The organism is Deltaproteobacteria bacterium, assembly GCA_016874735.1.
Taxonomy (GTDB): domain Bacteria; phylum Bdellovibrionota_B; class Oligoflexia; order Oligoflexales; family CAIYRB01; genus CAIYRB01.
In genome coordinates this window covers 16,009-39,143 of sequence record VGTI01000034.1, presented here as the reverse complement: position 1 = coordinate 39,143, position 23,135 = coordinate 16,009, and the positions used below count along the sequence as shown (strand labels likewise).

General features: G+C 56.1%; 10 protein-coding genes. 6 read left to right on the top strand and 4 right to left on the bottom strand.

Features of this window, described 5'->3' with window-relative positions; genetic code table 11:
- The first annotated feature begins 202 nt into the window (after positions 1-202).
- Positions 203-889, top strand: a complete 687-nt coding sequence (locus FJ146_13300; GenBank protein ID MBM4252942.1) for an SCO family protein — start codon at positions 203-205, stop codon at positions 887-889.
- Positions 890-924: 35 nt separating this feature from the next.
- Positions 925-1,371, top strand: coding sequence for a copper chaperone PCu(A)C (locus tag FJ146_13295; protein ID MBM4252941.1), 447 nt, complete (start codon positions 925-927; stop codon positions 1,369-1,371).
- A gap of 1 nt (position 1,372) precedes the next feature.
- Here the strand turns inward: FJ146_13295 and FJ146_13290 are convergent, their stop codons facing one another.
- Positions 1,373-1,669: a hypothetical protein gene (locus FJ146_13290; GenBank protein MBM4252940.1), complete on the bottom strand. Its 297-nt coding sequence runs from the start codon at positions 1,667-1,669 to the stop codon at positions 1,373-1,375.
- Positions 1,670-1,846: 177 nt separating this feature from the next.
- On the opposite strand from FJ146_13290, the gene FJ146_13285 reads away from it, so the two are divergent.
- The gene (locus tag FJ146_13285) at positions 1,847-3,310 is read left to right on the top strand and encodes a hypothetical protein (protein ID MBM4252939.1); all 1,464 of its coding nucleotides are present in this window, start codon (positions 1,847-1,849) and stop codon (positions 3,308-3,310) included.
- A 77-nt stretch (positions 3,311-3,387) separates the two neighbouring features.
- Here FJ146_13285 and FJ146_13280 read toward each other — a convergent pair whose 3' ends face one another.
- Positions 3,388-3,744, bottom strand: a complete 357-nt coding sequence (locus FJ146_13280; protein MBM4252938.1) for a 50S ribosomal protein L24 — start codon at positions 3,742-3,744, stop codon at positions 3,388-3,390.
- A gap of 197 nt (positions 3,745-3,941) precedes the next feature.
- Between FJ146_13280 and FJ146_13275 the strand changes: the two genes are divergently transcribed.
- Positions 3,942-5,807 (top strand): DUF255 domain-containing protein, encoded by a 1,866-nt coding sequence (locus tag FJ146_13275; protein MBM4252937.1) that lies wholly within the window; start codon positions 3,942-3,944, stop codon positions 5,805-5,807.
- 25 nt (positions 5,808-5,832) lie between these two features.
- Positions 5,833-7,386: a patatin-like phospholipase family protein gene (locus tag FJ146_13270; GenBank protein MBM4252936.1), complete on the top strand. Its 1,554-nt coding sequence runs from the start codon at positions 5,833-5,835 to the stop codon at positions 7,384-7,386.
- Between the two features lie 20 nt (positions 7,387-7,406).
- Here the strand turns inward: FJ146_13270 and FJ146_13265 are convergent, their stop codons facing one another.
- Both FJ146_13265 and FJ146_13260 read right to left on the bottom strand, forming a co-directional pair.
- On the bottom strand, positions 7,407-21,473 hold the full coding sequence (locus FJ146_13265; GenBank protein MBM4252935.1) for a hypothetical protein: 14,067 nt from the start codon (positions 21,471-21,473) through the stop codon (positions 7,407-7,409).
- 7 nt (positions 21,474-21,480) lie between these two features.
- The gene (locus FJ146_13260) at positions 21,481-22,224 is read right to left on the bottom strand and encodes a hypothetical protein (protein MBM4252934.1); all 744 of its coding nucleotides are present in this window, start codon (positions 22,222-22,224) and stop codon (positions 21,481-21,483) included.
- A 460-nt stretch (positions 22,225-22,684) separates the two neighbouring features.
- On the opposite strand from FJ146_13260, the gene FJ146_13255 reads away from it, so the two are divergent.
- On the top strand, positions 22,685-23,068 hold the full coding sequence (locus FJ146_13255) for a hypothetical protein (protein MBM4252933.1): 384 nt from the start codon (positions 22,685-22,687) through the stop codon (positions 23,066-23,068).
- Positions 23,069-23,135 lie beyond the last annotated feature (67 nt).

Genomic DNA, 23,135 nt, shown 5'->3' with positions numbered 1-23,135 from the left:
TCCACGTTGGCACCTAAGATAATCTCACATGAGACGACAAACAACAAAGACCTTGCGTTCGGAATGTTTTTTTTTGGGCTGAGCGTCCAATAACTTAAGTAGGACGCTAGACATTATGCGGGGCCCGCGATAAGACGCGCACTAGGCAGCCGCTGTGCTGCTGCGACGGCGGCAATGCCTTTGCAGAGAGGAGAGTAGTGCTATGCGGATGCGCCAGGTGCGCCAGGTTTTTGTCACAGTTGGGGTGTTAGTTGCCATCACAGTCGGTTTCCGCATGATGCAGAAACTCGACACGGCGGATGACGTCGGTGCCATCTCCGCGACCGCGAGGGTCCGCGGCATCACGCTCGTTAAAGACGACGGCGTCGAGTTTCGCCTGGACGCCAACGGTGACCGCTGGATGATCTTGTTCTTCGGCTACGCTTCGTGCCCAGACGTGTGCCCCATGTCACTTGCCTACCTCAACCGGGAACTCACCAAAGCAGGCCCAGCCGCCGACACCTTTCAGCCGGTATTCGTCTCGGTGGATCCAGGACGTGACAGCCCCGAGGTACTGAAGAGGTACGTCGCAGCCTTCAGCAGTCGTATCGTTGGCGCCACGGGCAGCCCCGAAATGCTCGAAAAGCTGGCTAAACAGCTTGGTGTCTACTACGAAGTCGAGCGCTCTGACGACGGCAGCCGTGCCAAAGACACGGCAAGCGACAAGTCAGATGCCGCCCGTACCAACGACACCAACGAAACCAACGACTCCAGCTACACTATCGTCCACAGCGGTGCCTTTTTTATCGTCGACCCCCGTGGCAAATTGATCAAGACATTGTCGCCACCACAGGCGCCTGGTGCCCTGAGTGCCATCATCACGCAAATACATGACCAGAATAAAGTATGACCAGAATAAAGTATGACCGGAGAGGATGAACGACCATGCGCGCCTATGCCAAGTTACGCGGCCCATTACTGCCCTGTTTGCTACTGCCACTCCTAGCTGCCGCCCCGGCACACTCACCGGTGACGGTCGCCAAGGCCTGGGTGCGCCTGCCTGCACCTGGCGGCCACATGGCGGCACTCTATCTGGAGGCGGCCAATGAATCCGACACCCCTGAAACTGTCGATGCCGTCACTGTGAGCGGTGTCGCCAGCGCCCACGTGCACGAGACATTCACCGACCCTAAAGGCATGACACGGATGCGCGCCGCTCATGACGTCGCCATTCCGGCGCATCAGACCCTGAGCCTTAGCCCCGGCGGTTTTCATGTCATGCTGCACGGCCTAAGCACCTTGAAGCCGGGCCAAACGGTGCAGGGTTCCCTGCGACTGAAGTCGGGCCTGACTGTGCCGTTCACCGCCACGACGCGCAGCGCGGCCGACTAACTCAAAACAGCATGAGCGGACAAATAATCGCACCGCCAGCCAATGCGCTCGTGACCATGGTCACCTTTTGCGCCAGGCTGACGTGTTCGACTTTACCTACCAACCAAGCTACCACCAGTAAAAACTTGGCTAACGTCACCACAAGCAGGGCGGGCACCAAAGAGTCGGCACCTGCTGGCAACTCCGCCCGCACGGCGTAAGCACACCATTCGGCAACGTCTAATAGCAGCAACAATCCGACGACAACACTGTAAGGCAAGCTTCGCGCTGCCGCACTGCTGTCGTGGTTGAGTTGCATCTAGTGATCTCATCTGCTGAGGTTTCTGGTTGTTACAACAAATTGCAGTAGATCCAAATTTATAGTCCCTCTCTCCGAAGGTCGCAATCCCATTTACCAACAATTAAGTGGATCTGTTTGCATAAGCCTGGGTAAGCTGAGGAAAGTTAACGGCATCGTGCATCGGGAGGCGGCCCCGTGCTGCAGAGGACAGTCCACAGGCATAAGGTGCAGGCGGCGCAAAAGGGTCGGCGTAGCCCAGTGTGGCTAAGCATGGCGTTAGTGCCTCTGATCGGCCTAGCCTACGTCATCATGCAGCCCACGATCCCGCGCGTGCGCGATGTACCGCTGTCGGATGACCAACTGCGCGCGCAAGTAGCGGCGCTAACGCTGCCCCCCACGGACGCGCTGGCGCAGAGAATCATCGTTGGAGACGAAAAGACCAGACTCAAGGCAAATTTAGGTCGGCTCATCTACGAATCCACCTGGCTAAGTCGCGACGGTAAGGTGAGCTGCGCGTCCTGCCACGGCGCCATTGGTACAACCAAATCGGAAAGGACACCAGCCAGTCCGTTAGTCAACCTAGCCTGGCAAGAATGGTTCGGCGTGGCGGGTGCGAGCGATAGCCTCGATGCCGCTGTGCTCGCGGCGTGCGAGCAACCCGAGCAACTTGATAGCTCGAGGGCCGTGGTCGCCGCTGCAGCGCGATCGCTGTGGTCTCGGGAGTACCAGGCCATTTTCGGTGCCCTACCTGCAGCGCTACCGCCAGTGGAGCGCCTCGTAGGCACAGGCAGTCCGGAGTTGCCGCAGCTACGACTCGACGTTGCAGTCGCGGCCACTGGCCTCGCGTCAATTGGCAGCCCAGTCCTCCTCGACGATATTATTGAACAGTCACTGCGCGAACATATTGCTCCCGCTGCAGAACTGGCGCGCCGAACGCTATCACCGATGCAAGTCAGCAGGCCATGGCAACACCAGTTCAGCCAATTGTCTGCGGCAGAGGCCGCGGCGGTGAACAAAGTATTCATCAACCTCGGACACGCCCTAAGCACGTACATCATAGGGGCAGTTACGGTTGATGCTCCATTTGACCAGTTTGCCGCTCGCCTCACTCACAGCACTAACGTGAATGAGGCCCTTGGCCCTGGCTTTGGCGCCGCGGAGCTTCAGGGCCTAAAGCTATTTCTAGGCCCGGCCAAATGCGTCTCCTGTCACAACGGAGCTACTTTGGCGGATCAAAATTTTTATAACTTAGGACTCTCGCAACGCGGTACGCGCCTCGATGCCGGACGGGCGGTCGCTGTGCTTCAGGCTGCGGCCAATCCGCAGGGCTGCCTTGGAAGCGCACTCAACGCAGAGCCTCTCGCTGCTGATTGTGCCAAGACCCTGACGCTTAACCCGCGAAACGCCGCTGCACTCGGCGCGTTCAGGACACCGAGTTTGCGCCAGCTTGCCAGTAAAACTAGCTACATGCATGACAACCGCTTTGCCAGCCTCGACGCCGTGCTGTCGTACCTCAATGATCCGCGAGATGTTCCAGCGATTGGCAATCGTGACGCGCACCTATCGCCACTGGCACTGACCAAGGAGGAGCTGGCAGCCGTTGGTGCCTTCCTCAATAGCCTGAACGGTCGGATCATCAGCCTGTTCCACGCGCCCTGAGACAAAAAAGGGAGGCAGGCTAACGAAAAAAAACCGGTCAAAGACCGGTCTTTTCAAACTTGCGGTACACTGGTCGATTACTCGACTACTGCGCCCGATTTCTTAGCGACGCGCACTTTCAGTCCACCTTCAACCTTGTAGCCAAGGCGGGTAGGCTTCTTGGTCTTAGCGTCAAGCAGGGCAACCTTGCTGATGTGAATCGGCATCGGCACGTCAACAATACCGCCGTCTTGGTTATTCATGCTCGGCTTTTGATGGCGCTTGTTCAGATTTTTGCCAGACAGAAACACGCGACCGCGCTTCTTGTCCAAGGTCTCGATCTTAGCGACTTCACCCTTGGATTTACCAGCCAACACGACGACCTCGTCGCCTTTGCGCAGCTTGCTCTTAAATTCTGTTTTAGGATCATGTTGTTTGAATTTACGTGTTTGCATGGCGAAGAACCCACCTAGTCTATACTTTGGTCCAGAACGCGAAGTAGTCGTTCTAGTGGAACTCGTCGCGACGGTCAAGTTCACTCGCAGCAAAAGTGATTTTTTTTGTGACCCCGACTAAACTCTGCCCGAGACGGCAACCCGTCTGCTATAACGTTAGGATCACTGGCTCACCGAGCGACCATAGGGAACCAATAATGAAACTGAATACTTATATTGGTTGTAAGCGTCTCTTTTTGCTCAGCCTGCTCCTATCCACGGGAAGCGCGGGCAGTCTGAGTCGGGCGGCGACCCCGGACTTCGCTGCCGCTAACGACGGCAAGGCCCAGGACATTCGCCCGCAGGATGTCATCACCTGGCAGGCGTTTCAGGCAGTTACCGCGCCAGACGGAACCATCGATGCCTCCCTGCGCATGACCACCAGCCAAGGATGGAAGGTCTACGTCAAGAATCTTAAATTTGCCGGCCCCGCTGGTTACGAGCTCACTAACCTGGCGGCACCGCCGACAAAAACCATCCTCGACCCCATTGAACACGTCGAGACCGCAGTCTACGAGGGTGGCGAATTCACCCTGAGCTTCAGGGGCGCTCCCGCTTGGACGGGTCAGACGTTCCCGGTGTCCCTGACCTACGTCGGCTGCACTCATGTCATCTGCCTCTTTCCTTACACGCAGACCGTTGAGCTTCCCTACACGCCGCCGCCCCCTACTCCGCCGCCAGCTCCGGCGACGCAACTCATCACTGATACCGCAACCAGTGCGACCGACACCTTGGCGCCGGCACCACCCGATCAGGATCTGCAGTCGAGCCTGGCTGCGTCGATAAATAGCGGCAAGACATCGAGTTGGGCTCTGTTTCTCGTGGTGTTTGTCGGTGGACTACTTTCAAACCTGACACCATGCGTCGCCCCCATGGTCCCGATCACCATCAGGCTGCTAGCACGCCAAGGACACCATCACTATCGCAATGCCTCGTACTATGCTGCTGGCATCATCCTCAGTTACTCCTCGCTCGGGATGGTGGCTGCGCTCAGTGGAGGCTTATTTGGCAGCCTTCTGGCCAGCAAAGGTTTCAATATCGCCTTTGCCTTGGTGATGATGGTGCTTGCCGTCACCATGCTGGGATTTGGCGATTTGTCGGTGATCCAGCAAATCGGTAACCGCCTTGGTACCGGTAAGCCGTCGGCGCGGAATACTGTACTCATGGGTATCGGCGCCGGACTTGTGGCTGCGCCATGTACCGGTCCGATCCTAGCGGCGCTACTTGCTTACACCGCTAAAAATGCTAGTAGCGTCGGCTTTTCGACGGCGTTACTCGGCACGTACAGCCTCGGTTTTGCGCTGCCCTACGTCGCCCTTGGCGCTGCCGCCAACAAGGTCAGCAAATGGCGCGTACCACCGCTCACCCAACTGGGCGTGAAACTCCTCTTTGCCGGAGTGATGTTTGGACTGAGCTTCTATTATTTGCGAGTACCGTTTTACGACCTGATGAAGTCACTGCACGACTCCTGGCCCACGATCACCGGTGCCAGTCTGGGACTTGGCCTCCTTTTATCCGTTGCGATCTTGAGCATATCGCGGCTTCATCAAGCCAAAGCGCTCATGATCGCACCGACGTTATCTCTGGGCCTCGGACTCTTTGCGGCGAGTCAGTGGGCCACGTCTAAGTCGCAGGTGGAGGAGCCATCGCAAGCACTCACGTGGTACCACGATGAGGCGTCTGCTTTTGCTGCCGCGCAGCAAAGTGGTAAACCAATTTTCATTGATATGTGGGCCGAGTGGTGCGAGGCATGCAAACAGATGGACGTGACGACTCTTGCCGCACCTCGCGTCGTCGCGGCATTAAAATCCCATTGGATATTACTCAAACTCGATTTCACCGAAACCACGGCGGAAGTTGATGCGCTGCAGCACAAGTATAGTCTGCAAAGTTTGCCTACCTTCGTGCTGCTACCATCGACTGGTGAGATCCCGCGTCAAACGGCGATCACCGGCTACGTCAGCGATGCTACGCTTTTGGGCGAACTAGACAAATTTCTCCAATCTCATAACGTAGCGCCCTAACATTTTGCAATGAAGTGAGACGTCCTTGCTGCACCACATTCTGTTTGTTGCATCACCCGAGCAGATCAGGCTGACTAAGCTGGCTTTGTCGCGTATGAATGCCACGCCGATCAGCACCCCCTCGGCAACCTCAGAGGCATTTCACCTCGAAAGTCAGCATCTCGATCAAATCTCACTCAATGTTCACTTGATAGCCAATCTTGATGCCATCACGCCGCACCTACGGCGTAATCCTGTCGATCTTTTGATCTACGACGAGCGCGGCGGGGGTATCGAGGCCCGCGAGGCCTTGCATAAGATTCAAAGCGATATGATTGCCTTTGGCGAGCTTTGGGGACCAGATTTTATCTTCCCGATGAGTCGCGTCGTAGCCATCATCAGCGACGAACAAAACGACGCGCAAAGGGCTTTCGAGCTCGGCCGCGTGCAAGTCCGCGACGTGTTCGTCAATCCACAAAAAACGGCAAACGTCCTCAGGTGGCTTAAGCGCATCTTGACGCAGACCATGGTCCGCAGCAAACGCGTCGGCATGGCTCTGAGCGGTGGCGGACTAGAGGGATTTCTCTACCAAGTCGGCGTGCTACATGCTCTCGAACGCGCGACGTACGGGCGCCCAGTGCGCAGTGTTGATGCCTACACAGGCATTAGCAGTGGCTCCCTGTGTGCAGCTCTTTTAGCCGGCAACGTGCCGACGGGCGAAGTAATCCGCGCCATGCACGGCCAGTCCGATACGCTGCCACCGCTGCACGGGAGTCTGCTTTTTGACGTTGCCGCATCCGACATCGTCAAAAGGCTCATGCGGACGGCGCTAAGTCCAGTCGGTTTAGACCCACTCAAGTGGGTACGCCGCTTGATGCGTGCTATTCCAACGGGATTCTTCCGCGGCGATGGGCTCAAAGACTATCTGCGCGAGAGTATGAAGACTTATGGCAATGATGACTCTTTTGAACAACTACGCGCTGAGCTTTACATTGGGGCGACAGATCAAGATACCTTTGAACACGTAACTTTTGGCAAAGGGGCATGGAAAAACGTCAAAATCTCGGACGCCCTGCGAGGATCGTGTGCGCTGCCACCGTTCTTTACACCGCACCAAATAAACGGACGCTGGTTTATAGACGGACAAGTCACCAAGACCTGTAATCTCGAGCTTCTCGTCGAGCGTCAGTGCCGCCTCATCGTCATTGTCGACCCCATGAAACCGCTTGCCACCATTGTTCCCGGATCAGTGGACAAGCGAGGTGGTTTTTTTGCTGTGTTGCAGACCATCAAAGCACTGGTTCACACGCGCTTCCATCAGACCCTCACCCACTTGACGGAGCGCTATCCGGATGTGGATTTTCTGGTTTTCCAGCCGGACGAAGAATGCGCCCATCTCATGGCCGGCATGCCTATGCGTTACCGGATTAGGACGGAAATAGTCACCGCCGCTTACCGCCAAACGCTGCGCCAGCTACGTGAGCGGCATGGCGTTTACGCGGCCAAGCTGAGCCGCTTTGGCTTCAATTTGAAGACCCCCAACGAGCTCCTCGACCTCGAGCACCGTGAGGGAGACGTTATGGGTACAGGAGTCGAGTAACTCCAAGTGACTCTTCCAGTTTACTGCAGACAGATGTAGTTGAACTCAATCGAGCTCGTGCCAGTAGCCAAAGTGATGGTAAAGCTCAGATGAGACGCTGCACTGATGCGGGCATTGAGACTACCGGTGTTGATATTCGTTGCGCCGTACACGGAAATCACGCAGTACGGTGTAGTCTCATAAGGCGTCGTGAAGTTGACCGTACATGAAGTCGGCGCACTGGTGCCGAAGGTGACGCGGCCACGCGTGTCGTTACCGACGATCACGGGACTTGCGCCGCAGGAGCTTATAGTCGGCGTCGAAGAGCTTGAAGCACCGATGTGACCACTGACATCGAGTGTTGCTCGCGGAGCCGTCGTGCCCACACCTACGTTGCCGCCCATTAAGGCTGCCGTATAGTTATTGGTCGCGCCAGTTTGGGCGTCGATATAGAGACCGTAGCTATTGGTGGGTATACCAAGCGTATTGGGCTGCGAGCCCACGGATGTTGCGCCGACGCCTAATGCAATCGCGTTGACTATGACGTTGTTCGAGCCTTTTTTCGGCGCGCCGCCTACGTAAGAGGTGTAAGCGTAGGTGGTCTGCACGCCAGCGGCTGTCGATGCTAAAGTCGGTGCGGCGATTGCGTTAAACGCCATGTTACCAGCGGTACCACTCACACCGGTGATGCTATCGGTAAAGGTGGCACCCGCAAAGCCCATATAAGCACCCGTCAACGTCGGGGTCCCCGACTTATTACCCGCGACGTCCAAGGCAGCCACTGGATTGGTTGTGCCGATGCCGACATTGCCCTGTACGATCATACCGTTCGTCGGAGCCGTGAATCCCGAGGCCGAGGTACCACCGCCGTAAACGGCACCGATGGCCAGTGAACCAGCCACATCTAGTTTGTTATTCGGAGCCGAAGCACCGATACCAACGTTACCCGAAGCTGCGACCCGCATACGCTCGAGGGTGGTGGTCGCATTCGACTGGGTCAAAAGGAGAGGCGCAAAGTTGGTATCGCTGCGCATCGCATCGATACTCACTTGACGCAGAGGCAGATTGACATCCGAGCTACCGCCTTGGATACGCAGACTGGTTTGGCTTGAGCTGAAGGCAGTGAATCGCGCTAGTTCACCTAGCGCCTCGGAGGTCACGCGGTAGGTATGCAATTTACCGGCTGGCGTCGCGGTGCCTATACCTACGTTACCGTTGCTGATGACTAGCTGATCAGTGCCAGCGACGAGTCCGTTGGCGGCAAGGTTGAGGACACCTGTCATCGTATCGCCAGCCTTTGTCACCTTGGTCGCAGCATCAGCAGTGGCAGCGATGGTGATCGCCCCCGAACCGTTCGTGATATTGACACCGGTGCCAGCCGTCAGACTGGTCAGCGTAAAGTTCGTACCGTTGCCGATTAATACCTGACCATTGGACGGCGTCGTGGATACTCCCGTACCGCCGTTTGCAACACCAAGGGTGCCAGTAACAGCCGCAGTTTGGCCGAGATTGAGAGCACCAAAACTAGGAGCACCCGAGGCGGGTACAACCAAAGTCTGGTAGGGGCTGCCAGCAGCGGTTGCCAGCAGAGTGCCAGAACCGTTACCGTAAAGAATCCCGTTGCTCGTGAACGTTGTGGATCCCGTACCGCCCTTCCCGACATCCAAAACACCGGATCCAATCGCCGACATTGGTAGACTTGGAATGTCACTGACGGCGAGGTTCATACCTGCGAGTACTCGACCCTTAGCGTCCACACTAACCTTTGGATAGGTGCCTGCTTGGACGCCCGTCACCGTTAAAGTTGGATTTGGGTAAACTCCGGTCAAATCACCAGTTGCCGTGCCAATGGGCGCCGCACCACTCACCCAGCTCAGGTTACCAGAGCCATTCGTTTGCAGGAGCTGACCAGAACTGCCGTCACCGCTGGGCAGGGTCCACACTACAGATGTACTCAGAGTATCCGGAGCCTTCAGGGACAGTGAATAGGTAGGTCCTTTATCTCTTAAGACTAGTTTATTTGCGGACGTGTTGTTGCCGACAACTGTCAAGTTGCCAGTAACCGTCGTGGCACCTAGCGCTGCCGTACCAGTCGTGTTGATGGTCGTCGTACCAGCAATGGTAGTCGCCCCATCAATCGTGGCTGCGCTGATCTGCGGGGTCAGTAGTGTTTTATTGGACAAGGTCTCAGTAGCATCACGCGTGACCACAGTACCCGTGGACGGGAACGTTGCATTCGATGAAATGCCGGTACCACCCAAAGTCGTAGGTAGCAGCCCCGTAACGGCTGCCGACTGCGATAAATTAATCGCGCCGAATGCTGGAGCCGCACCGGGAGACGGAATGACTAGGCTCTGATATACGGAGCCAGCTGCCGTCGAGAATAAGTTGCCAATGCCATTGCCGAGGATGACACCGTTATTGGTGAAGCTGCTCGTGCCAGTACCGCCGTTGGCTACGGGAACGTAACCCGAGGCGATGTGCGATGCGGGAAGCAGGGGAATGTCGTTGATGGCTAAACTTGTTCCTGAATACACACGACCTTTATCATCGACTGCCACCTTGTGATATGTCCCGGCTGTGACGCCAGTGGTAGTCAACGTCGGCGTCGGGTAATTACCTGTCAAATCACCACCGGCATTACCTGTAGGGGCCGCTCCGGTGACCCACCCCAGATTGCCGGTGCCATCGGTTTTCAATAGTTGACCCGATGAGCCGTCGGTTTCTGGCAAGGTATAACTGGTCGACTGCGCTAGCGAGTCGGCAGCGCGGAGGCTAATGAAGTTTAGAGTGCCTTTATCGCGCAGAACAAGGCGGCTCGCGTTGGTGCCGTTACCTAGGATCGTGACGTTTCCGGATGCATTCACCGGCCCAGAACTCAGCGCACCCGAAGTGCTAATCGATGTCGATCCCGTGATTACAGATGCGCCATTGATCGTCGCCGCGCTGATCAATGGGCTGCTCAGGATCTTGTTGCTCAAAGTTTCGGCTGCCGTAGTGGTCACAATCACACCAGAGGACGGGAAGGTAGCATTCGACGCCAGTCCTGTACCACCGTTGGCCCGCGGCAAGATGCCAGTGATAGCGAGCGGCTGCGCCAAATCAACTGCGCTGAATAGCGGTGCGCCGCCGCTTGGCCCGATCATGAGGCTTTGGTATGGCTGGCCTCCGGTGGTCGTCGTGAGAGCACCGGTGCCGCTACCTAAAACGACACCGTTAGCAGTCAGACTCGTCGCCCCGGTACCCCCCTTACCCACATCAAGAACACCAGAGGCAATCTGTGACATCGGCAGAGCTGGGATATCGCTTACCGACAGACTGGTGCCCATATAGACGCGGCCTTTGAGGTCGACGGCAACTTTCTGATAGGTACCTATGGCAATTCCTGTACCAGTGAGTGTCGGGCCAGGATAAGAGCCAGTGAGATCGCCGCCTGCAGCACCTGTGGGCGCAGCACCAGACACCCAACCGAGTTGACCTGAGCCGTTAGTCACCATCATCTGCCCGGCAGAACCATCTGAAGATGGAAGTGTCCAGGCCGTCGATGCTCCGAGTACAGGAGGTGCCTTGAGGGCCACAAAATTTGTCGTCCCACTATCGTGGAGTACTAGTCTATTTGCTGCCAGACCCGTACCGCGGATAGCGACATCACCGTTGATGGTCGCCGCGCCCGAGGTCAGCGTTCCGCTCGTATTAATCAGCGTCGATCCCGTGATCACCGAGTAGGCGCCAATGGTACCGCTGGTAATTATGGGACTGTTTAGTGTCTTGTTAGTTAAGGTTTGCATGCTCACGTCGGTCACCACCACCCCGGTTGCTGGGAAGGTCGCATTGGACGCGATGCCGATACCACCGTTGGATGTCGCGAGGATTCCGGTCACAGCCTCGGGCCGCGCCAAATTCAGACGCCCGAACACTGGCGTCGTCCCTGAATCCGGTATGACCAGAGTTTGGTAAGCCGAACCTGCCGCCGTCGACACCAGGTTGCCGGTACCGTTACCGAGGATGACACCGTTGCTCGTTAGGTTACCCACGCCAGTACCACCACGAGTCACTGGCAGCTCACCTGACGTAATGTGTGAGACTGGCAGGTTAGGTATGTCTGATGTCGACAGACCTCCGCCAAACAAGGCGCGTCCTTTGGCGTCAACCACCAGTTTGGTGTAAGTACCAGCCACAACACCCGTGGTTGTTAGGTACGGACCTGGGAACGAACCGACCAAGTCACCGGCAGCAGCACCGATCAAAGTTGCACCCGAGACCCAGCTAAGCACACCCGATCCATTGGTGCTGAGTAGTTGCCCACCTACACCATCGTTACCTGGCAGAGTCCATGCCACTGAGGCATTAAGATCGTCTGGTGCCTGGAATCCGATGGAGTAGGATGTACCCTTATCGTGCAGTACTAAACGATTTGCTGTTACACCGTTGCCTTGGATGGCAACGTTACCAGCAATGGTCGCTCCGGTCGCACGCACCGTGCCTTGCGTATCGATGTTTGTGGACCCACCGATCAAAGACGCGCCGTTGATGGTACCAGCGCTAATAAGCGTGGTGATCATCGTTTTGTTGCTGAGGGTCTCCGTAGCCGTTTGCGTCACGATCGTACCAGTAGTCGGGAATACAGCCCCGGATGCCACCCCGGTACCACCGTTGGCAGTCGCAAGGACGCCGGTGACAGCAGCCGCCTGGCCCAAGTTCAGCTGGCCAAACGAGGGCGTACTGCCGTTACTGGGCACCTGGAGCACCTGGTAAGCATTACCGGCCGCTGTGGTAAGCAGGTTGCCGCCGCCGTTACCCAGCATGACGCCGTTGTTAGTGAAGCTCGAGGCCCCTGTACCGCCAAAGCCTACACCGAGTTGCCCCGATCCAATCTGCGATACTGGCAAGATGGGGATATCAGAGACTTGTAGACTCGAACCACCGAGCACCAAACCCTTGGCGTTGAAGCGTACTTTGGGGAAGGTGCCAGCAGTAGCGACAGTTGCTAGCGTCGGACTTGGATAACTACCGACGAGGTCACCGCCTGCATTACCGTTTGGTGCAGCGCCAGTTACCCAAGACAACGAGCCGAGTCCATTGGTCTGTAGGAGCTGACCCGTGGTCCCGTCGGCCGTCGGCAGCGTAAAGATAACGTCGCGACTTTGATCATCCGCGGCTTTCAAAGAAATAGAGTAAGTGCTCGAGCGGTCCTGCAAAATCAGTCTCTGCGCTGACGTGCTGTTACCTTTGATACGCACGTCGCCATTCGATGTCATGCCAGCAGCGGTGATTGATCCTTGCGTGTTGATTACGGTTGAGCCACCGATGACAGACGCACCTTGAATGGTCCCAACATTTATCAGGGGGGCTGTAAGAGTCTTGTTGGTTAAAGTTTCCGTAGCGGTCTGCGTCACAATCACGCCACTAGTCGGATAAGTGGCAACAGATGAAGTCCCAGTGCCACCAGCAGTACTCGGCAAAATACCTGTGGTCGCTGCTGGTTGACCAATGTTAAGCGGGCCAAATTGCGGCGTGCCGCCGTCTGCTGGTACGGTTAGGCTCTGGAACGCCGTGCCGACATTGGTATTATTCACTACATCAGAATTATTGCCTAACATCACTGTATTTGCCGTGATACTGGCGCGGCCCGTGCCACCGTTTACCACCGGGATCATACCTGAAGCTATGTGCGATGCTGGCAAGTTCGGGATATCGGCTACGGTAAGTTGACCGCCGCTGAATACGCGTCCTTTAGTATCCACCGAAACCTTGGTGTAAGTGCCGGTACTCACGCCAGTAGTCGTCAAACTGGGTGACGGATAGTTTCCGGCCAAATCACCTGAGGCCAGTCCACTGGGCGGTGCCGAGCTTGCCCAAGTTAAGCCGCCGGATCCATTGGTTGATAGCAGCTGACCGTTCGCCCCGTCCGCCGCAGGCAATACAAACACGGTGGTGTTTGTTAGAATGTCGGGAGCCTTCAGAACGATGCCATGCTCAGTGCCGTTGTCGTTGAATGTCAAACGCCGTGCGAATGTGCCGTCGCCCGTAATTGCGACATTACCATCAAAGGTTGCGGCTGTGGTCTTGAGGGTACCCGTCGTGTTGATATTCGTTGCACCACCGACAAGAGATGTACCGAGTATCGTGGCTCCGTCGATAGTGCCACCGCTAATGAGTTTATTGGAAAGGGTCGCAGCACCCGCTTCAGTGACCACCGTGCCACTGCTCGGGAATACCGCCGACGAATTTAACCCCGTCCCACCAAGAGCGCTCGGGAGTATGCCAGTCACTGCTGCAGACTGCGAGAGATTAACGGCACCGAAGGCAGGCACGCCACCGTTAGTCTGCACGACTAAGCTTTGGTACGCCTGCCCCGAACCGGTGCTGAAGAGGTTGCTCGAACCGTTACCGACGATAACGCCGTTTGCACTAAAGCTGCTGGCTCCCGTACCGCCGTTAGTGACATTGAAAATACCAGAGCCGATCTGCGAGGACGGTAGGATCGGAATGTCGGCCGCCGTGAGCGCAAATGTAGCGTTGACCCGCCCCTTCCGGTCTATGGCTACTTTCATATAAGTACCGCTAGAGACGCCGGTTTCGATGAGCTGTGGATTTGGATACGAGCCGCTGAGATCACCGCCTGCTGATCCCATGTTTTCCGCAACCGACACCCAGCCTAGTTGCCCTGAGCCGTTAGTCGTCAGCATTTGACCGGGACCGCCGTCCGTGCCCGGCAGCGTCCAAATCACGTGATTAGCGATGACAGACGGAGCTCTAAAGGCAACGTATTTACTGTTGGCTGCGTCGTTAAAGGCCAAAAGATTGGTCGAGCCGTTCACTCCAGTTCCGAGGACAGAGAGAGTACCGAGTACGGAAGTGGCACCGGCACTTATGGAACCAGACGTCTGAATACTTGTGAGACCATTGATGAGTGAGTTACCGGTGATCGTACCATTGGTCACGATAGGCGTTTGGAGCGTCTTATTGGTGAATGTTTCGAAACCACCAACTGTGGCAATCGTACCGGTAGATGGATAAATCGCGTTGGATGAAAGACCGGTACCACCCAGGGTCGTGGGCAAAATACCCGTTACCGCTGCAGTCTGCGAAATGTCTAGGGGACCGAAAGCCGGGACACTGCTACCGTTTGGAATCCGGAGCACTTGGAACGTCGTGCCGGCAGCGGTGCTAAATAAGTTGCCACCACCGTTACCAAGGATCACGCCGTTCGCAGTGAAACTGGAGCTGCCGGTACCACCGTTGGCGATCGCCACCTGTTCCGAGCCGATCTTAGAGGCTGGTAAACTTGGGATGTCGGACGGGCTTAAATTAAAGCCGCCAAACACCCGCCCTTTGGTATCTACATAAACTTTTTGATAAGTGCCAGCAGCGACGTTAGTCGTGGTGAGCACTGGACTGGGATAATTACCTGTCAAATCGCCACCGGCGCCACCAGTAGGTACGGCACCGGAAACCCAAGAAAGCCGACCGTTACCACCCGTCTGTAGAAGCTGTCCGTTCGTACCGTCAGCTGTCGGGAGTGTGAATTCCACATTACCAGTCAGGATCTCAGGTGCTTTCAGCGATACGTATTGTACCGACCCCCGGTCGTTGAGAATAAGTTTATTGGCGTAGTTGCCACTGCCTTGCACAGTCAAGTTGCCACGCGTCGTGGCTGAAGCAGCAGCTATCGTACCGACCGTGTCGATGCTCGTACTACCACCGATGGTCGTAGCGCCGCCAATAGCCGCCGCAGTGATAACCGGTGATGCCAGAGTTTTGTTGCTAAGCGTCTCCGTTTCACTCCGCGTGACAACGACACCCGATGCCGGGAACGTGGCATTAGACGACACGCCGATACCACCCAGATCCGTGGGCAAGACACCAGTCACGGCGGCCGCCTGTGACAAGTCGACGGGGGCAAATACGGGTGCACCTGAAGCCGAAACGGTGAGGCTTTGGTAGGTGACTCCCGCGCTCGAGCTCGCCAGAGTCCCGCCGGCCAGACCGAATACGACGCCGTTGGTTGAGAAGCTCGAGGCACCAGTACCACCGCGATTGACGGGAACTAAACCGCTTCCTATTTGAGATGCCGGCAGTGACGGTATGTCTGACACCGAGAGAGTCGTGCCTTCGCGTACCCTACCCTTCAGGTCAACAACCACTTTCTGATAGGTGCCGGCACCGACGCCCGTGTTGGTTAGCACTGGGCTCGGATAGTTACCACTCAGGTCGCCCGAAGCTGTGCCGATTGGCTCAGCGCCAGAGACCCAATGCATTTCACCTGAAGCACTTGTTGCCAGCAGCTGATTAGCGGATCCCTGAGTCGTTGGTAGGGTCCAGCCTACCGCGCTACCAGATACGGTGTCTGCAGCACGTAAGAACACTGAGTTAGTGCTACCTTTGTCGTTAAATACAATTTTGTTTGCAGCTACGCCGCTACCACGTACTGTGAGGTTACCATTGATGGCCGTCTCGCCGGCATTGATCGTCCCAACCGTATCAATCGAACTACCACCAGTAATTAGGGCTGCATCAGTGATGGTGCCACCACTGATAAGGGGTGTCGCCAGCGTCTTGTTGCTAAATGTTTCCGCTCCAGCGACGGTTGCTACCACACCAGCCGTGGGGAAGGTGGCAACAGACGAAACACCGATACCACCGCGCGTTGTTGGGAGAATCCCGGAGACTGCATTGGGCTCTGCCAAGTCAACTGCACCAAACGACGGCACTCCACCAGCGCTCGGGATGCGCAGCACCTGAGCGGCAACCCCTGCCGCTGTCGAATAAATATTGGCAGTGCCGTTGCCGAGGAGTACGCCATCAGCCGTCAGCGACGTCGTACCGGTACCACCTAATTCCACGCCCAGAATGCCGGATGTCAATTTACTGATCGGTAGCGGCGGTACATCAGCTACGTCTAGTGTGGTACCGGCTGTCGCGCGGCCCTTGGCGTCAACCGTGATCTTCGTGTACTGGCCAGACCCCACACCCGTCTCAGGCAAAACTGGGTTTGGATAACCTCCCGACAAATCACCACCAGCAGGTCCCGTGGGATTAGCACCCGAAACCCAGCTCAAAGTCCCACCACCGTTGGTGGTCAGGAGCTGGCCACTGCTGCCGTCGGCACTCGGTAGGGTCCAGACGACAGAGTTGACCAGGGCGTCTGGTGATTTCAACGAAACGGACTTGGAGTTGCCAAGGTCGTTCAGTACCAACCTTTTTGGTGTCACATTGTTACCGCGAATAATCACGTCACCGTTGACGTTCACTTCGCCTACGGTAAAAGTGCCGCTCGTATTTACAGTCGCCAGGCCGCCGATAAAGGTGCTGCCCGCAAGCGACCCAGAATTGATCACCGGACTAGTCAAAGTTTTGTTAGTTAAATTTTGCGATCCTGCTTCGGTCACCACTGTACCAGAGGCAGGGAAGGTGGCCGTCGACAGAACACCCGTACCACCATTGGCGGTTGGTAAGATACCGCTCACTGCGGAACTGTGGGCCAAATTGATAGGTGCAAATACCGGTGCCCCACCACCAAGTGGTACCGTGAGGCTTTGGTAAGGTGACCCGGCGGACGTGCTCGCTAGTACGCCCGACCCTGTACCAAACACCACGCCATTACTAGTAAAGCTCGATGCTCCGGTACCACCACGAGTGACACCAAGGACGCCAGTCGTCAATTTGGAGGTATCGAGAGGTGGCACGTCGGCTGGATCCAACGTCGTCGCATAGGTGATCCGCCCCTTCGCATCAACACGTGCTTTGGTAAACGTACCTTGCACGACACCAGTGTTGGTCAAGATGGGGCTTGGATAATTGCCCGTGAGATCGCCAGATGCGATACCTGTGGGTGCTGCCCCAGATACCCAACTCAGGGCGCCACCGCCGTCAGTCTGCAGCAACTGCCCGTTGGTTCCGTCGGCCCCTGGTAAGGTAAATTCGACCGAATTTGACAGCGTGTCTGGTGCTTTTAAACTGACGCGCCGCGCCGATCCTTGGTCACTCAGGTGTATTTTATTAGCGGTAGAGCCGTTGCCTAGAACAGTTATGTCCCCGTTAATCGTCTGCGCTCCGGATCCAATCGTCCCGGTGATGTCAATGGTCGTTGTACCTGTAATCAGGGACGCACCAGATACCGTGCCGGAGCTAAGAATCGTGCGCCCCAGAGTTTTATTGTTTAGGATCTCGGTAGCATCGCGAGTCACGACGGTGCCGGAGCTCGGGTAAATAGCAGTCGAGTTAACCCCAGTACCACCGAGCGTCGTCGGCAGAGTGCCGACTACAGCAGCTGACTGCGACAGATTGACGGCACCAAAAGTCGGCACACCACCGGTCGATGGCATGACTAAGCTTTGGTAGGCGCTGCCCGGTCCCGTTGAGAAGATATTGCTCGTGCCATTGCCGAGCAGCACACCGTTGGTCGTAAAGTTCGATGCCCCGGTACCACCAAATTCCACGGGAACAAAACCATTGTCTATTTGGCTTGCGGGGATTTTCGGTAAGTCACCGACAGAAAGCGTGGTGCCGGCTAGGGCACGACCTTTCTCATCCACCGTGATCTTGGTGTACTGCGAGGCTGCAATGCCCGTATTCCGAAGAATTGGTGCTGGGTACTGGCCCGAAAGATCGCCACCAGCGTTGCCGGACGGCACTGTACCGGAGACCCACTGCAGGGTACCAGTACCGTTAGTGGTTAGGAGCTGCCCAGCTGTGCCGTCCGTCTCAGGCAGTGTCCATTCGACCGATGCTGAGAGCACATCCGGTGCCTTGAGCGAAATGGCTCGCGTCGCACCAAGATCGTGCAAACGCAAACGATTGGCTGCGGTGCCGCTGCCTCTGATAGTCACATCACCGTTCACGATGTGATTAGAAGATACTATGGTCCCACCGATATCCAACGTGGTTGCACCGGTGATCGATGCTCCATCAATCGTTGGCGTCGTCAAAATGGCACTTGCCAACGTTTTATTGGTCAGCGTGGCAGCTGCTGCTTCCGTCACCACAGTACCGCTTGCTGGAAAAGTCGCCGTCGATACTACGCCTATGCCACCGAGTGACTGCGGCAACACGCCGGTGACGGCAGCTGGGGATGAAAGATTGACGGCGGTGAAGTATGGGGTTCCGCCACTACTAGGCACGGCGAGTACTTGGTAGGCAGCACCAGCGGCCGTGGGGACCACATTACCCGTACCGTTACCCAGAAGTACGCCGTTGTTCACCAAGGAACCCACACCCGTGCCGCCGCGCGATACTGGCAGGAGGCCGCTCGTGATGAGATCGGCTGAGTGAGGAGGGAGGTTGGCATCGATCAGAGTGGTCCCGTGAATGATACGGCCTTTGGGATCGACAACGACGCGCGCGTAAGTCCCAGCTACGACCGTGGTGTTAGCTAGAATCGGATTGGGATAGTTACCCGATAGATCACCCGAGGCAACTCCCGTCGGCGCTGCACCAGAAATCCAACTCAGTGTCCCCGACCCGTTGGTTTGTAGGAGCTGCCCCGCTAAACCATCCTGACCCGGCAAGGTCCAGTCCACTGAGGCGTTAAGATTATTTGGCGCCACGAAGGACAGCGATGCAGCGTTGGTTTGGTCGTTCAGCACGAGACGCCTTGCAGCGCTGCCGTTACCTTGAATGACGATGTCGCCATCAACAGTCTGTGCACCCGAGGCGAGTGTACCAGTCGTAGAGATATTTCCGGAAATGTTAAGCGTCGACGTTCCGCCGATTGTTCCATTGTTAAAAACCGAACCCGATATTGTTTTGGCACTGAGAGTTTGCACACCGTCCTCAGTGACTACTGTGCCTGAGGACGGAAATGTTGCCGTGGAATTTATACCGGTACCACCGAGCGCACGCGGCAAGATTCCGGTGACAGCCGCAGGCTGACCTAGGTTCACCGCGGTGAACATGGGAGCGCCACCACCAGGCTGTGCCACCAGACTCTGGTAGGCAGCACCCGCTGTTGTCGATGTCAGCGTGCCACCGGAACCACCAAAGACGATGCCGTTGGTATTGAAGCTGGAAACTCCAGTACCGCCATTGACCACACCTAACATGCCGGTTTGGATGAGCGATGTCGGGATACCAGGAATGTCCGCAGTGTCAAGTGTACCACCCGACACCACGCGGCCCTTAGCGTCAACTGTCACCTTGGCGTAAACGCCAGGATTGACGCCGCTTGGTGCGAGGACAGGAGCTGGGTAGTTACCCGTCAAATCTCCCGCAGCCTCACCTGAAGGACGCGCACCTGAATACCAACCCAACGTGCCGCTACCGTTAGTGCCTAACAACTGTCCGTACCCACCCTCGGTATCAGGTAGTGTCCACGTCATTGTCGTGGCAATGGTAGCTGGGGCCTTAAAGTTCAAGGAATTGGTATTCGTACTATCCTTCAGTGAAATCACTTGCGTCGCGTTACCAACACTATTCACAGTGATACTGCCATTGACGGTTGCTGAACCCGTCACTGACTGGCCTGTCGTGTCAATACGCGTCGATCCCGTGATCAGCGATGCGCCTGATACGGTGCCACTAGAGACAACAGACTTGACCAATGTTTTCTCGCTAAGAGTCTCAACAGCATCCCGCGTCACCACCACACCTTCCGTCGGGAACGTTGCCGTCGAATTTACACCCGTACCACCGAAGGCGCGCGCGACTGTGCCGCTCGAGATGATGGCGCCCGATAGGCTTGGTATGTCGCCAGGTATGAGAGTCGTGCCGTTCGTGACGCGGCCTTGCAGATCAGTGGTCACCTTCGTATAAACACCTGGAGTGCCTGTATTAGGTAGAGAGATGGTCGCATTATTACCAACTGTGCTCACGAGTACACCGGGACCTGCCAGTACGGCACCGACTTTGCTGTTGAAGCTTAGCCAGTCGAGGACTGAGAGATACCCCGACGATACGCCCGATGCTTGTGAGAGTGACATCGTCCCTGTGGATGCCGAGTACACTAGAGGTGCGTAAGCTGAGATGGACGACCGCGCCGTTGATTGACCGCGGGATTCTGTGTAGTAGAGGTTGGCACCTTCTGAAACGTCGCTAGTGTTGAGTGTCACGATACCCGTCTTGCCTGCCACAGACTGCACTGGGACGACAGGTAGCGATGCCCACCCGAGCTTACCGCCGCCATCGGTTTGCAAGAGCTGGCCAGTTGATCCATCTGAGTCGGGCAAGGTCCAAATACGCGGGCCGATGGCATAATCGGGAGCTTTGAATCCTACGTAGTTGCCGGCAGAAAGGCTATTGAAACGCAGCTCGCCCGTCTGCCCTAAGTTAGCCCCGAAGGCTTTAATCTCAATGGCGTTTTGTTTAGCCGTCGTCATGCTGCCGGTGTTGATCGTTGTGTTTGAGTTTATGGCAGCCTGTTTGGAATTGAAGGTCAGCCAATCGATGGAGCTAATGTAGCCATCGCTGATACTCGTAGCTTGGGTCTGACCGACCACTGGGGTCGTTCCGTTCATCGTCACCGATAACGGCGGAATCGCAGTGACCGTAGTCGAAGCCGGGATCCACATCGTCCCGTCAAAACTCAACACTTGGCCTGGATTGGGCGCAACGTTGCTGACGTTGGTCCCTTGGATCGCGGTGGAGTTCGGACTCGGGGTGCTCCATATCATCTTGCCACTGGCGTCTTTGGTTAAAAACTGGTTGGCCGTGGGCTTGGTCGTCGGGCCAACGACAAGTTTACCGTCGTCCCCGAAGGCCACCGTGCGGCCATCCACGGGGACACGAGCGGCATAAGGCACGGTCACTACTTGCTGCTGCGGATAGGGTGCACCACCGTGGGTCAGGTCACTGACTTGGAACCAAACAGGTTGGGATGTGTCGGGGAACACTTGGGCATAGTCGGCACCGCTCAAGGCCACGCGCACTTGGAAGATGCCCTCTTGAAGGGCAACGTTTTCGAATCCCTGAGACACCGTGAGGACCGGGGTCGTACCTGGATTGTCGTGGAAAAAGGCGATTTCCAAAGCCACGGGTCCGACCACTGGTTTGCCGTTCGCCTCAGTTAGCCGCCCCGTGAGCACGAAGTCAAATGATGACTGTGCCTGGGCAATGGTCCCGAGGAACATTGCCACAAGTAGCAGGCTAGCGATGCGAACAGCTTTCCGCATATCCCTCCTACCAGTTAGGTAAGCCGACACTACCAGTCGTCATTTGGTAAGTGCCGTTGGTGATGGTGGTACCAGTCACGTAATCCACTGACCCTTGAAATCCCCCTTGTTGCTGCATTGATGTGTCAAAGGAAGAGAAACTCATCGTCACGTACGGAAAATCTTGCAGATAAACTTTGCTCACAGCCATCTTGGGACTGGTTGATTCATCAACTAGGAGTTTGAGGCTGTTCTCGCCGTAGCTCATCGCACTTGCAATCGCTGGATCCGATGGGTACAGGCGAATCACGAATCCGTTATCATCTGAAAGGAAGTGCGTCTCCCACCCTGGAGTGGCGGGATCCTCCGGTGCTGCTAGGCCCAGTGATCCGGCCACACCGGTGAGCAGGTCCCTGAGCGTTGTCTCCGACATGAGACGAATTGGCGCACCTGGAGACACCTCACTACTTTCGATTTTCAGAGTGACTACACTACGTGTTTGGTAGTGAGAGCGGTTGGCAACGAGTGCGTTGGGCAATTCAATCGGAGTCCCACTGGGACCGTTTGGCACATTTTTAGCGTTTTTTGCCTTCAATTTATCAATCGTCGAGCCTACACTCTGCCCATTCACAGAGATCGTTTGTTTCCGACACGAGGCGCTATTTACTCCCAGCACAAGTGCCGCAAACGCTGCAAATATAGGCTTCGCCGACGTCATGCCAGGTGCATACATGCGCCGCACTGAAGCCGAAATTTTGAAGCTTTTCGTCATCTCGCTCAATCCTTGTAAACTGCCATAATTACAAGTTAGACCCTCGTCCTCTTGCCCTACCTCGGTACAATTGAGAGAAATCTTGAGGGCATATTGATCCGCAGCAACTTTTTGTTAACCCCCAAATAATCATGATTTTTTTAGGCAGGACAGAGCGCTGGCCACGTAGCCAAGCGCAACTGCGGCGAATTGGCCGGACAGCCAACATAAAGTAGACACTTTCCGGAGAGGCCTCAGGCCTCCCGCCGCGCCCCTCAGGGACTGCGATCCGCGACCACTCACACCGATCCCGACTGGGCAGGTTTGATACCGCTCGTACTAAAATTCCGATGACACTGAGTGATTGACCACGCATTAAAGATGCCGCCAATGGGTAACAATTACCTCACGACAAAAAATCTGCGCGCCCTGCTAAACATCTGTCGGGAAATGTCGAAGCACTCAGTAAGGAGGACATTTCATGGCGGGCTATGCCAACGAGCATCGGGTCGAGCTGATTACGGATCGGCACACGTTCACGCGCCGGACCGGTATGATCATCGACTTCCGCGAAATCCAGTGGCTTGGATTCACGCTCGACAATACCGCCGGTATGTTCTGTGACGAGCGTGTGAGTGCGCTCGTCCGTTTCGTTGAAGCCCATAGCGACTACCATATCGTCACGTCTGATAGTAAATATCGTTGGCTTAACAGATTTGTCCCCGGCTATGATGTTTACTATCTAGCCGAGGGTGATAAGAATCCCTATCTAGTGGTCCACACTAATCTTGAGATTGAGCGCGAGCAAAACATCCGTCGTTTACGGATGATGCGCCTAAGAGAACTAGCGTCACGCAGTGAGTGAGACTAGACACTCATGACGGGTTATCAACTTCGGTATGACTCGTGGCACCAAAGAATGCCAATGAACC

What these genes read in the sequence shown, in the direction of transcription:
- FJ146_13300 (MBM4252942.1), top strand. Translation starts at nt 203, where the DNA reads ATGCGGATGCGCCAGGTGCGCCAGGTTTTTGTCACAGTTGGGGTGTTA.
- FJ146_13295 (MBM4252941.1), top strand. Translation starts at nt 925, where the DNA reads ATGCGCGCCTATGCCAAGTTACGCGGCCCATTACTGCCCTGTTTGCTA.
- FJ146_13290 (MBM4252940.1), bottom strand. Translation starts at nt 1,669, where the DNA reads ATGCAACTCAACCACGACAGCAGTGCGGCAGCGCGAAGCTTGCCTTAC.
- FJ146_13280 (MBM4252938.1), bottom strand. Translation starts at nt 3,744, where the DNA reads ATGCAAACACGTAAATTCAAACAACATGATCCTAAAACAGAATTTAAG.
- FJ146_13275 (MBM4252937.1), top strand. Translation starts at nt 3,942, where the DNA reads ATGAAACTGAATACTTATATTGGTTGTAAGCGTCTCTTTTTGCTCAGC.
- FJ146_13265 (MBM4252935.1), bottom strand. Translation starts at nt 21,473, where the DNA reads ATGCGGAAAGCTGTTCGCATCGCTAGCCTGCTACTTGTGGCAATGTTC.
- FJ146_13260 (MBM4252934.1), bottom strand. Translation starts at nt 22,224, where the DNA reads ATGACGAAAAGCTTCAAAATTTCGGCTTCAGTGCGGCGCATGTATGCA.
- FJ146_13255 (MBM4252933.1), top strand. Translation starts at nt 22,685, where the DNA reads ATGGCGGGCTATGCCAACGAGCATCGGGTCGAGCTGATTACGGATCGG.